General features: G+C 68.6%; 12 protein-coding genes and 1 tRNA gene. 5 read left to right on the top strand and 8 right to left on the bottom strand.

All coding sequences use genetic code 11. From position 1 onward, the window contains the following. Positions 1–33 precede the first annotated feature (33 nt). A complete protein-coding gene (locus BMX96_RS02425) occupies positions 34–447 on the bottom strand; it encodes a SufE family protein (RefSeq protein WP_073126242.1) in 414 nt (137 codons plus the stop codon). Positions 448–576: 129 nt separating this feature from the next. Here BMX96_RS02425 and BMX96_RS02420 point away from each other — a divergent pair, with 129 nt between their 5' ends. Beyond that, a complete protein-coding gene (locus tag BMX96_RS02420) occupies positions 577–1029 on the top strand; it encodes a hypothetical protein (protein ID WP_236736929.1) in 453 nt (150 codons plus the stop codon). On the opposite strand, the gene rnd is transcribed toward BMX96_RS02420, so the two are convergent. The 3 genes from rnd to purM form a co-directional block, all read right to left on the bottom strand. Then, the gene (gene rnd / locus BMX96_RS02415) at positions 1026–2183 is read right to left on the bottom strand and encodes a ribonuclease D (RefSeq protein WP_091843902.1); all 1158 of its coding nucleotides are present in this window, start codon (positions 2181–2183) and stop codon (positions 1026–1028) included. The two genes, BMX96_RS02420 and rnd, sit on opposite strands and share 4 nt — an antisense overlap. Before the next feature lie 77 nt (positions 2184–2260). Further along, entirely contained in the window at positions 2261–2854 is a 594-nt protein-coding gene (gene purN, locus BMX96_RS02410) for a phosphoribosylglycinamide formyltransferase (protein WP_091843900.1), read from the bottom strand. After that, entirely contained in the window at positions 2851–3900 is a 1050-nt protein-coding gene (gene purM, locus BMX96_RS02405) for a phosphoribosylformylglycinamidine cyclo-ligase (RefSeq protein WP_091843897.1), read from the bottom strand. Before purM ends, purN begins: the two co-directional genes overlap by 4 nt. A gap of 158 nt (positions 3901–4058) precedes the next feature. Between purM and BMX96_RS02400 the strand changes: the two genes are divergently transcribed. Further along, a tRNA-Ile gene (locus tag BMX96_RS02400) sits at positions 4059–4135 on the top strand. A 38-nt stretch (positions 4136–4173) separates the two neighbouring features. Here the strand turns inward: BMX96_RS02400 and BMX96_RS02395 are convergent. Both BMX96_RS02395 and BMX96_RS02390 read right to left on the bottom strand, forming a co-directional pair. Beyond that, the gene (locus BMX96_RS02395; protein ID WP_091844382.1) at positions 4174–4716 is read right to left on the bottom strand and encodes a tetratricopeptide repeat protein; all 543 of its coding nucleotides are present in this window, start codon (positions 4714–4716) and stop codon (positions 4174–4176) included. 53 nt (positions 4717–4769) lie between these two features. Then, complete coding sequence (locus BMX96_RS02390; protein WP_091843895.1) at positions 4770–5249, bottom strand: Lrp/AsnC family transcriptional regulator; 480 nt, start codon at positions 5247–5249, stop codon at positions 4770–4772. 111 nt (positions 5250–5360) lie between these two features. On the opposite strand from BMX96_RS02390, the gene putA reads away from it, so the two are divergent. From putA to BMX96_RS02375, 3 genes are read left to right on the top strand one after another with little or no spacing between them, the layout of a single operon-like run. Further along, the gene (gene putA, locus BMX96_RS02385; protein WP_091843893.1) at positions 5361–8753 is read left to right on the top strand and encodes a bifunctional proline dehydrogenase/L-glutamate gamma-semialdehyde dehydrogenase PutA; all 3393 of its coding nucleotides are present in this window, start codon (positions 5361–5363) and stop codon (positions 8751–8753) included. Further along, the gene (locus tag BMX96_RS02380) at positions 8750–9250 is read left to right on the top strand and encodes a GNAT family N-acetyltransferase (RefSeq protein ID WP_175481635.1); all 501 of its coding nucleotides are present in this window, start codon (positions 8750–8752) and stop codon (positions 9248–9250) included. The genes putA and BMX96_RS02380 overlap by 4 nt, the downstream gene beginning before the upstream one ends. Positions 9251–9281: 31 nt before the next feature. Continuing rightward, positions 9282–10016 (top strand): rhomboid family intramembrane serine protease, encoded by a 735-nt coding sequence (locus tag BMX96_RS02375; RefSeq protein WP_091843889.1) that lies wholly within the window; start codon positions 9282–9284, stop codon positions 10014–10016. 33 nt (positions 10017–10049) lie between these two features. Here BMX96_RS02375 and BMX96_RS02370 read toward each other — a convergent pair whose 3' ends face one another. Both BMX96_RS02370 and BMX96_RS02365 read right to left on the bottom strand, forming a co-directional pair. Beyond that, the gene (locus tag BMX96_RS02370; protein ID WP_073126264.1) at positions 10050–10838 is read right to left on the bottom strand and encodes an inositol monophosphatase family protein; all 789 of its coding nucleotides are present in this window, start codon (positions 10836–10838) and stop codon (positions 10050–10052) included. Between the two features lie 148 nt (positions 10839–10986). Beyond that, the gene (locus BMX96_RS02365; RefSeq protein ID WP_091843887.1) at positions 10987–11919 is read right to left on the bottom strand and encodes a LysR family transcriptional regulator; all 933 of its coding nucleotides are present in this window, start codon (positions 11917–11919) and stop codon (positions 10987–10989) included. Between the last annotated feature and the right edge of the window lie 2 nt (positions 11920–11921).

The following is an 11921-nucleotide window of genomic DNA, read 5'->3' as shown; positions in this document are numbered from 1 at the left end:
TGGGGCCGCCCGTGCGGCCGCGCGACAGCGACCTCACGCCGCCGCGTTCGCGGTCACCAGCCGGATCCGGTCGATCATGGCGCGCAGGCCGTTCGACCGCTGCGACGACAGGTGTTCATCCAGGCCCAGCCGCGACATGGCCGCCAGCGCGTCGACCTGCGGCACCTCGGCCACCGGGCGCCCGGCATAAAGCGCGTGCAGGATGGCGATCAGCCCCTTCACGATCATCGCGTCGCTGTCGCCGTCGAAATCGAAGCGGTCGCCCTCCAGCTTGGGCACAAGCCACACCTGGCTGGCGCAGCCGTCGACCTTGCTGGCCGGGCCCTTCAGGCTGTCGTCAAGCGGCGGCAGATCGCGGCCCAGCTCGATCACGTGGCGATAGCGGTCTTCCCAGTCGTCGAGAAACTCAAAGGTTTCGGCAATCTCGTCGAATTCGGCTTGGGCCATGGTATCGTCCCGTTTTCTAGCGTCTGCCATGGACCTAGGCGGTTGGTTCCGGCCTTGCAAGCGCGGGCGCGCTTTTCAAACCGGGCGGGCTGGGCTAGTCGTGGCGTGGGCGACCAGCGGGGAACGAAAATGCGGACAGTCGTGACGGGTGTGATGGTGATCGGCCTTCTTGCGGGATGCGGTCGGGTGGCCGACTCGCGGTTGAACCCGTTCAACTGGTTTTCGCGGTCCGCGCCGGCAACGGTGACCCTGTCCGATGCGCCCGCCGCCGACCCCCGGCCATTGATCGACCAGATCGCCACGCTCGAGGTCACGCAGAACCCCGGCGGCGCCGTGGTGCGCGCAACGGGCGTGGCCGACCGGCAGGGCTTCTACGAGGGCGCGCTGCTGCGTGTCCCGGGCACCGAGCCGGGCGTACTGGCCTACGAATTCCGGGCCGCGCCACCGCCCACCGCGACACGCGTCAGCACCGAACGCTCGCGCGAGGTCACGGTGGCCGAGTACCTGACCAACCGGCAGCTGGGCGGCATCCGCGAGATCCGGGTATCCGGCGCGCGCAACGCCCGCGCCGTCCGCCGCTAGAGCTCGAACACCACCACGTCGCTGCCCTGCGCCTTCAGGCCCAGGCGCCCGTCGACCATGCGCAGGGCGTCACGGCCGAACACCTTCGCGCGCCAGCCCGACAGCGCCTGCACGTCGCGGTCGCCCGCGGCGATCAGATCCAGGTCCGACGAGGTCGCGATCAGCTTCTGCGCCACGCCCGCGGTCTCGGCCTTGGCCTTCAGCAGGACGCGCAGCAGGTCGGCCAGCGCCGGGTTCACCTGCAATTTCTCGCGCGACCGGTCGAGCTGAGGGTAATCCGCTGGCTCGATGGCCATGCCCCGTTTCACGGCGGCCAGGATGCCATCGGCGATTTCGCCCTTGCGCGCCTCGCGCAACAGAAGACGGGCGCGCGACAGGTCCTTCTCGCTCTGCGGCTTGGTCGAGGCCAGCTCGACCATGGCGTCGTCCTTGAAGACCCGGTTGCGCGGCACGTTGTTGGTCTGCGCGTATTCCTCGCGGAAGGCGGCAAGCTCGCGCAGGATGGCCATGAACTTGCCGGTCTGGGTGCGGGTCTTCACGCGCTTCCACGCGTCTTCCGGCCGGACGCGATAGGTCTCGGGGTCGCTGAGAATCGACAGCTCTTCCTCGACCCAGGCGGTGCGGCCGGTGCGCGCCAGTTCGCCCGCCAGGTGTTCGTAGATGACGCGCAGATGCGTCACGTCGGCCAGCGCATAGGCTTTCTGCTGGTCGGTCAGCGGGCGGCGCGACCAGTCGGTGAAGCGCGACGACTTGTCGATGCTCGACTTGGCAATCTTGCGCACCAGCGTCTCGTAGCCCACCTGCTCGCCGAAGCCGCAGACCATGGCGGCCACCTGCGTGTCGAACAGCGGCGCGGGGATCACGTCGCCGTCGATGCAGAAGATCTCGAGATCCTGGCGCGCGGCGTGGAACACCTTGACCACGCCGGGGTCGCGGAACAGCTCGTAAAGCGGCTCGAGCGACAGGCCCTTGGCCAGCGGGTCGACCAGGACAGCGTCGGCTTCGTCCTTGCCGGGCACGGCCAGCTGGATCAGGCACAGCTTGGAATAATAGGTCCGCTCGCGCAGGAACTCGGTATCGACCGTGACATAGGGATGGGTGCTGGCGCGGGTGCAGAAGGCGTTCAGCTCTTCGGTCGTCGTGATGGTGATCATCGGGTCGTCGGTTTCCTTTTCGCTCGCTATCCCCCGCGTTCGGGCGTGATAATCGGGAAACGGGCGGAAGAAAAGCCTCAGCCCAGCAGCAGTGGCGACCGCTCGCCTTCGGCCACCCGGCGCAGCACCGAGGGGTAGAGCTCGTGCTCGGCCTTCAGCACCCGCGCGGCCAGGCTGTCGGGCGTGTCGCCGGGCCGAATCGGCACCCGCGCCTGCCCCAGGATCGGCCCGTCGTCCAGTTCCGCCGTCACCTCGTGCACGGTGCAGCCCGCCTCGATATCGCCGGCGGCCAGGGCGCGGGCGTGGGTATCGAGCCCGCGATATTTCGGCAGCAGCGACGGGTGGATATTCAGCATCCGCCCTTCCCAGCTGGCGATGAAAGGCGCGGTCAGGATGCGAATAAACCCGGCGAGGCACACCAGGTCCGGCGCGGCCTCGACCAGCCGGTCCTGCAGCGCGGCTTCGAACGCCGCGCGGTCGCCCTTGAACGGGCGGTGATCGACCGTCGCGGTGGGAATGTCCCGCTCGGCCGCGCGCTCAAGCCCGCCTGCGCCGGGGACATTCGAAAGCACGAGACAGGGCCGCGCCGGATGCAGGCCGGTCATGCTGTCGGCCAGGGCGGCCATGTTGGAGCCGGAGCCCGACAGCAGGATCGCGACCCGCAGGCTCAAGACAGGGCGCCCTCGTAGGACACGCCCTGCCCCGGCTCGACCGTTCCGAGCGGCACGACCCGCTCGCCCGCGTCGATCAGCAGGCGCGCCAGGTCCTCGGCCCGGTCGGGCGCGGCGACCACGACCATGCCGATGCCGCAGTTGAAGGTCTTCAGCATCTCGGCATCCGCGATGCCGCCCGCGTCGCGCATCCAGGCGAAGACCGGCGGCAGGGGCATGGCCGACAGGTCGATCCGCGCGCCAAGGCCCTCGGGCAGGATGCGCGGCAGGTTCTCAGTCAGGCCACCGCCGGTGATATGGGCGAGCCCGCGCACGCCGCCCGCGCGGATCGCCGCCAGCACCGAGGTCACGTAGAGCCGCGTGGGCGTTAGCAACGCGTGGCCCAGGGAAGAGCCATCCTCCCACGGCGCCGGGTCGTCCCAGCCGAGGCCCGCATGTTCGGCCACGCGACGCACCAGCGAAAAGCCGTTGGAATGAACCCCGTCCGAGGCAAGGCCCAGCACCACGTCGCCCGCCGCGATGCCGGCCGGCAGGTCGCTGCCCCGCTCCATCGCGCCGACGGCGAAGCCGGCGAGGTCGAAATCGCCGCCGGCGTACATACCGGGCATCTCGGCCGTCTCGCCGCCGATCAGCGCGGTTTTGGACCGCCGGCACCCTTCGGCGATGCCCTCGATCACCCGAGCGGCGCTTTCGGTGTCCAGCTTGCCCGTGGCGAAATAGTCGAGGAAGAACAAAGGTTCGGCCCCCTGGCAGACCAGGTCGTTCACGCACATGGCCACCAGGTCGATGCCCACGCCGGACAGGTGGCCTGTGTCGATGGCCAGTCGCAGCTTGGTGCCCACGCCGTCTGTCGCTGCAACCAGCACCGGGTCGGAATAGCCGGCCGCGCGCGGGTCGAACAGCGCGCCGAACCCGCCCAGCCCCGCCATGGTGCCGGGCCGCTTGGTTGCGGCGGCAGCGGGCTTGATCCGATCGACCAGCGCGTTTCCGGCGTCGATATCCACGCCCGCCTCGGCGTAGGTCAGTCCGGTCTTGTCCTCGCTCATGCCGCGCGCCTTTCGGGGGAGTTCACGTTTGGCGCCGCGATAGCGTCAATCGACGCGCCGCGCAACGCGGGGCGGATTGTCGGGACGAGAATCTCGCGTGCTCGACCCCGTCACGCAATCTTGACGGGCCTCGCGCCGCCTTCTAATCAACTCGCTGCGGGCCTGTAGCTCAATTGGTTAGAGCAGAGCGCTCATAACGCTTTGGTTGCGGGTTCAAGTCCTGCCGGGCCTACCATCGCCGCGCGCGGATCCCCCGCGAACATCCGGACCGGTCTAGAACGTGTCCTCGGGCATTTCGCGCAGCAGCGCGCGTTCCGACAGCCACGGGTTCAGCTTCAGTGCCTGGCGCAACACGCGCTGCCCCTCGACCCCGCGGCCGAGACCGATCAGCGTCAGCGCCTTGCCGCTGAGCGCGGCCACGTGCAGCGGCTGGCGTTCCAGCGCGGCGTTCAGATCGACCAGCGCGGCCGCGAATTCCCCCTGAAGATAAGCCGCGAAGGCCCGCTGGTTGTAGCCCTCGGCGTAGTCCGGGCAGTACGCCACCAGGTCGTCCAGCACCTCGGTCGCGTCGTCCAGCTCGCCCTCGCCGATCAATTCGCGGCCATCGTCCAGCAGCGCCTGCGCCCTGTCGTCGGGCGCGTCGGCCCAGATCGACCACATGGCGTCGGCGATTGGCCGTGCCTCGATCGGGCTGCGTGCCGCGTTGGCGCGGTTAAACAGGAACGCAAGCTCGCCCGAACGATCGGGCGCCGGCGGGCATTCCTGCGCAAGGGCGGGACCGGCAAGGCAGACCAGCAGGGCAACGTGCTTGAGCATCCCCCGATTGGGCCGTCGCAGGCCGCAGCTGTCAAGCGACGCGAGGTCGCGGGTCACTCCGGCGGCTTGGCCGGCGTGCCGTCGCTGTCCTTGATCGACTGCATCGCCACGTAGGTCGACGTGTGGGCGACAAAGGGCAGCGTCGAGATATGCGCCCCCAGCACCGCGCGATAGGTCACCATGTCCGCGGTGCGGACCTTGAGCAGGTAGTCGAAATCGCCGGCGATCAGGTGGCACTGCTCGACCTCGGGGATCAGGCGCACAGCCTCGTTGAAGGCCGCCAGCGCCGACTCGCGGGTTTCGGTCAGCTTGACCTCGACGAAGGCCACGTGTTCGCGGTCCAGCCGCACGGGATCGATCAGCGCGCGATAGCCGGTGATGACACCGCTTTGTTCCAGCCGTTTGAGCCGGGCCTGGACCGGGCTTTTCGACAGCCCGACGCGGCTGGCGAGCTCGGTCACGCTGATCCGACCCTCGACGCCCAGCACATCGAGCATCGCCAAGTCGAACTGATCCAGGCCGTTGTCTTTCATTCGTGGTGCCCTAGGCTGGAAACAAAGGCGATGTGCCCGCAAGACCGGGCGATTGCGGGCCGTCATCCCGACCACATTAACCTACTTTGATCAAAAGCCTAGGAGAGAGATATGCCGCGAGATACCGTTCTGCCGCCCGCGATCCTGCCGATCGATCCCTACCCGGATGCCGATACCGAGCTGAAGAAGCTCATCGCCATGGCCGACCTGTCGGAGGAGGATCGCAAGCAGATCCACGCACGGGCCACGGATCTCGTCCGCCGCATCCGCAACGATGCGGAACCGGGCATGATGGAAGTCTTCCTCGCCGAATACGGGCTCAGCACCGACGAGGGCATCGCGCTCATGTGCCTGGCCGAGGCGCTGCTGCGGGTGCCCGACGCGCCCACCATCGACGCGCTGATCGAGGACAAGATCGCGCCGGGCGACTGGGGCACCCACATGGGCCACTCGTCCTCGCCGCTGGTCAACGCCTCGACCTGGGCGCTGATGCTGACGGGCCGCGTGCTGGACAAGAAGCGGCCCTCGCCGGTGAAGGCGCTGAAGGGCGCGATGAAGCGTCTGGGCGAGCCGGTGATCCGCACCGCCACCGGCCAGGCCATGCGCGTGATGGGCCAGCAGTTCGTCCTGGGCCAGACCATGGACAAGGCGATGGAGCGCGCCAAGGCCCAGCAGGAAAAGGGCTATACCTACAGCTACGACATGCTGGGCGAGGCCGCGCGCACCATGGAAGACGCGCGCCGCTATTACAAAAGCTACGACAACGCGATCGAATCGATCTCGCGCCAGGCGAAATACGACAGCATCGCCAAGAACCCCGGTATCTCGGTCAAGCTGTCGGCACTGCACCCGCGCTATGAAATGGCGCAGCACGACGAGATCCTGGACGAGCTGACGCCGCTGGTGGCCGACCTGGCCGCCAAGGCCGCGCGGCTGGGCATCGGCTTCAACATCGACGCCGAGGAGGCCAACCGCCTGACCCTGTCGCTCGAGGTGATCGGGCGTGTGCTGAAGGACCGCCGGCTCAAGGGCTGGGACGGCTTCGGCGTGGTCGTGCAGGCCTATGGCCCGCGCGCGTCCTATGCCATCGACTGGATCGCCGACCAGGCCAAGGCGCTGGACCGCAAGATCATGGTGCGGCTGGTGAAGGGTGCCTACTGGGACACCGAGGTGAAGCTGGCGCAGGTGCAGGGGATGGAACGCTTCCCGGTGTTCACCCGCAAGCCCGCCACCGACGTGAGCTACATCGCCAATTCGCGCAAGCTGCTGCAGCTGCGCGACCACATCTATCCGCAATTCGCCACTCACAACGCCAATACCGTGGCGGCCGTCCTGCAGATGGCCAGCCAGATGGGCGTGCGCAAGGACGAGTACGAGTTCCAGCGCCTGCACGGCATGGGCGAGGCGCTCTACGACATCACCATGAAGATGGAAGACGTCCGCTGCCGCATCTACGCCCCCGTGGGCGCCCATCGCGACCTGCTGGCCTACCTTGTGCGGCGCCTGCTGGAGAACGGCGCCAACTCGAGCTTCGTGAACCAGATCGTCGACGTGTCGGTCCCGCCCGAGGAGGTCGCCGCCGACCCGTTCGAGGCCCTGGGCTACACCCCGCCGGTGACGCCCGGCACCGACATCTTCCTGCCCGAGCGGCGCAATTCCAAGGGCTGGGACCTGGCCTGCACGTCGCACCTGGAAGAGATCGACGCGGCGCGCGCCCCCTATCGCGAAACGATCTTCGAAGTCGCCCCGCTGCTGGCGGGTGACGTGTCGGGCGGAGAGCCCATGGAGCGGTTCAACCCGGCCGATCCCGACAGCCTGGTGGCGCGCGTGCAGACGGCCAGCCCTGAGGACGTGGAAACCGCGCTGTCCAAGGCCAAGCCGTGGGACGCCAGCCCGGCCGAGCGGGCCGAGATTCTGAACCGCGCCGCCGATCTCTACGAGGAGAACTTCGGCCAGGTCTTCGCGATCCTCGCCCGCGAGGCCGGCAAGACCCAGATGGACGCGGTGGCCGAGCTGCGCGAGGCGGTGGATTTCCTGCGATACTATGCCGCCCAGATCGAGTATCTGGACGCGCCGGCGCTGGGCACCTTCACCTGCATCTCGCCCTGGAACTTCCCCATGGCCATCTTCACCGGCCAGGTCGCGGCGGGTCTTGCGGCCGGCAACGCGGTGCTGGCAAAGCCGGCCGAACAGACGCCGGTCATCGCCCACTTCGCCACCACGCTGATGCATGAGGCGGGCGTGCCGCGCACCGCGCTGCAACTGCTGCCCGGCGGCGGCGACGTGGGTGCCGCGGTGACGTCGGACGCGCGGATCAAGGGCGTGGCCTTCACCGGCTCGACCGCGACGGCCCGCAAGATCAAGCAGGCCATGGCCGAGCACTGCGACCCCGGCGCCCCGCTGATCGCGGAAACCGGCGGCCTGAACGCGATGATCGTGGACAGCACCGCCCTGCCCGAGCAGGCGATCCGCGACATCCTGCAATCGTCGTTCCAGTCGGCGGGCCAACGCTGCTCGGCGCTGCGCTGCCTCTACGTGCAAGAGGACGTGTCCAAGGAATTCCTGGCCATGCTGAAGGGCGCCATGGACGTGTTCCGCCTGGACGACCCGTGGCAGATCAAGGCCGACAGCGGTCCGTTGATCGACCAGGCGGCGTATGACCAGATCTCGGACTACGTCGAGAAGGCCCGCAAGGAAGGGCGGCTGATCCACCAGACCGCGTCGCCAGACAAGGGCCATTTCCTGTCGCCCACGCTGATCCGCGTGAACGGCATCGAGGACATGGAGCGCGAGGTCTTCGGCCCGGTGCTTCACGTGGCGACGTTCAAGTCCAAGAACATCGACAAGGTCATCGATGCCATCAACAGCACCGGCTACGGCCTGACCTTCGGGTTGCACACCCGCATCGACGACCGCGTCCAGCACGTGACCGACCGGATCGAGGCCGGCAACATGTACGTGAACCGCAACCAGATCGGCGCAATCGTGGGCTCGCAGCCCTTCGGCGGCGAGGGCTTGTCGGGCACCGGCCCCAAGGCGGGCGGCCCGTTCTACCTGCCGCGCTTCGCCGAGGCGAAGACGCCAGACGTCCCCGAGCTCATGATGGAGATGCCCGGGCCCACCGGCGAATCGAACCGCCTGACGCTGGAGCCGCGGGCACCGGTTCTGTGTCTCGGTCCCAGCGACGAACAGCGCCGGGCGCAGGTGGCCGCGGTGAACGCGCTGGGCGGGATCGCCAAGCCGATGACCGATGTGCCGGACCTTGAGAAGGCCGACGCCTTCGGCAGCGCGATCTGGTGGGGCGACGAGGACACGGCGCGCAAGCTTGCCGCGCAGCTTGCCCGTCGCGACGGCCCGCTTCTGCGGCTTGTCACCGGCTCGATCACGGTGCCGGACGTCATGCATGAACGCCACCTGTGCATCGACACCACGGCGTCGGGCGGCAACGCCGCGCTGCTGGCGCAGGTGGCCGCCGACGACCCGCACAAGATGGCCGCCGAGTGAGCGATGATCCTGCCCCGTCCCTCAGGCCCTTCGGCCCGGGGGACGGGGATTGGTTACGCGCGGTCCATCTGGACCATTACCAGCGGGTCGAAGGCTTCGACGCCAGCTTTGCCGCCGCCGTGGACAGCGCCATCGCCTCGCTGCACGTTCGCGCCCACGATCCCCGCAGCCTCTTCCAAATCGCCGAAGCCGGTGGCGTCCCGCGCGGGTCGCTGTTCCTGGCGCCCGATGATCATCACGACGCGGCAGGCAGGCTGCGGCTGTTCTATCTCGACCCGGCGCTGCGGGGCAGCGGCCTCGGGGGCCGGATGCTCGACCGTGCACTGGACCACGCGCGGGCCATGGACCTTGAGCGCGTGGTCGTCTCGACCTTCACCCGGCACGCCGCTGCGCTGACGCTCTATCATCGGCGCGGCTTTGCCGAAGAGAGACGCCGGCCGGTCCACGCCTTCGGACAGGCGCTCGAACAGGTCGATCTCGGGCGCGGGCTTGCTTGACCGGCCCGGCGCCGGGGCCTAGCTGACCTCCATGTTTCCGATCCGAGACCACAACCCGTCGCAGACCGTTCCATGGGTCACGCTCACGCTGATCGCGGTGAACGTGGTGGCCTTCTTCACCACCCTGCCCGCCCTGTCGAACGAGGCTGCGGCGCAGGACTTTCTGGTCCGGTTCGCCGTGATCCCGGCGGTATCGGACCCGGTGACCTTCGTCACGTCGCAGTTCCTGCATGGCGGCCTTCTGCACCTGGCCGGCAACATGTGGTTTCTCTGGCTCTACGGCGACAACCTGGAGGACGAGATGGGGCATTTCCCCTTTCTCGGCTTCTACCTGGCCTGCGGGGTGGCGGCGGCGCTGGCGCAAAGCCTGAGCGAGCCGGGCTCGACCATCCCCATGGTGGGCGCGTCCGGCGCCATCGCGGGGGTCATGGGCGGCTACCTGCTTCTGTTCCCGCGCGCGCGCATCGATATCCTGGTGATCCTGCTGATCTTCTTCCGGATCTTCGCGATCCCGGCCTGGGTCGTGCTGGGGCTGTGGTTCGCGCTACAGATCGGATCGGGCGCGGCCACGCCCGCGGGCGTCGGCGGCGTGGCCTACTGGGCGCATGCGGGGGGTTTCGTCGCGGGGCTAGCCCTGACCTTTCCGCTGTGGCGGCGGCTGGGCGGTCCCGCGTTCTGGCGCACCACCCACGGCACGCCGCCCCACCCCGAGGCGCAGTACCGCATGCGTCGCACGTCGATCCCGAAGGTCGACCGCCGCCGCTAGGTCTTTCGTGGGTTGGAGCTTCCGACCCGCCGGTCAGCTATCGCGGATGACCTTGGCGAAGGTCTCGAAGATCGCCCCGTTGGCGGCGACGATGGTTTCGCTGTCGAAGATCGACCCGGCCTCGCCGATGGGCGCCACGAAACCGCCCGCCTCGCGCACGATCAGCAAGCCCGCGGCCACGTCCCAGGGCTTGATCCCCCGCTCCCAGTAGCCGTCGTAGCGGCCGGCGGCCACGTAGGCGAGGTCGAGCGCCGCGGCGCCCATCCGGCGCACGCCCGCGCTGGCCGGCAGAACGCGGCCCAGGTCCTTGAGGATGGCCGGCAGCTGCGGACGGCCGCCGAACGGGAGGCCGGTGGCGAAGATTGATTCGATCATGCGGTGACGGTCCGACACCCGCAGGCGCGTGTCGTTGAGGAACGCTCCCCCGCCCTTCTCGGCCGTGAACATCTCGTCCTTGGCGGCGTCGTAGATCACGCCGGCCACGATCTCGCCCTTGTGCTCAAGCGCGATGGAAATCGCCCAGTGCGGCAGGCCGTGGAGGTAGTTGGTCGTCCCATCAAGCGGATCGACGATCCAGCGGCGGGTGGGGTCCTTGCCGGCGATCTCGTCCGTTTCCTCGCCCAGCCAGCCGTAGTTCGGCCGCTCGCCCAGGAGCGCGTCGCGCAGCGCCGTCTCGGCGGCGATGTCCGCGCGGCTGACGAAGTCGCCCGCTCCCTTGCTGGACACCTGCAGGTTCTCGACCTCGCGGAAATCCTTCACCAGCCCCCGCGCGGCCTTGCGGGCGGCCTTCATCATGATGTTCAGATTCGCGCTGCCCTGCATGGCGGTCACCTTTCGGTCGGTCTGTCGGTCGTGGAATGGTGGGCCCGCATACGCCAGCGCGCGCGGGATGCCAAGTGGCAGGCGGCCCGCGATGGGCAGGTGGCAGTTTCGAAGTATTCCGGGACCGGTGATGCAGCGCGCGCGGCGATCAGCCCGGCGCGGCGTCGCCCCCGTGGAACTGGCGTTGCAGCTTGACCGGCTCGGTCTTGGCCAGCCTCAGCAGGTGGGCCATGAAGGGCGCCGTGGTCTCGGCCGAGCGTGTCGCGGCATAGAGACGGCGGGTCAGGCCGCCCTTGGTCAGGGGCCGCGTCACGTAGTCGGATTGCAGCCGCACGTCGCGCACCACCCAGTCGGGCAGCACGGCCACCCCGCGCATGGAGGCCACCAGCAGCAGAATCACCGCCGTCAGCTCGACCTGCCGGATCGCCGCCGGTTCGACCTTGGCGGGCGTCAGAAGCTGGCTGAACACGTCCAGCCGCGCGCGGTCCACCGGGTAGGTGATGAGCGTCTGGTCGCGGAAATCCTCGGCTTCGATGAAGGGCTTCTGCGCCAGCGGGTGGCGCGAGGCGGCGACGAAAACGGGCTCGTAGTCGAAAAGCGGCGTGAAATCCACGTCAGCCAGGTCCTCGGGGTCCGATGACACCACTAGGTCGACCTCTTCGCGCATGAGCGCGGGCAGCGCACCGAAGGCGAGGCCCGGGCGGATGTCGACATCCACGTCGGGCCAGGCGTGGCGGAATTTCTCGAGCACCGGGAACAGCCATTCAAAGCAGGCGTGGCATTCGATGGCGATATGCAGCCGGCCCGACTTGCCCGATTGCAGGCCCGCGAACTCGGCCTCGAGCGCGGCGACCTCGGGCAGGATCCGCTCGGCCGCGCGCAGCAGGCGCTGGCCCGCCGCCGACAGCTTCAGCGGTTTCGACCGGCGGACGAAAAGCTCGACCCCGGCCTGTTCCTCCAGGCCCTTGACCTGGTGGCTCAGCGCGCTTTGGGTGATGTTCAGCCGGTCGGCCGCACGCGCCAGCCCGCCCTCGTCGTGGATGGCCTTGATCGTGCGCAAATGGCGGAATTCGATGTGCATCC

Origin of the sequence: Palleronia pelagia (assembly GCF_900110115.1) — a bacterium.
GTDB classification, from domain to species: domain Bacteria; phylum Pseudomonadota; class Alphaproteobacteria; order Rhodobacterales; family Rhodobacteraceae; genus Palleronia; species Palleronia pelagia.
The sequence above is the reverse complement of the archived record's forward strand: the minus strand, read 5'-3'. Positions and strand labels throughout refer to the sequence as shown.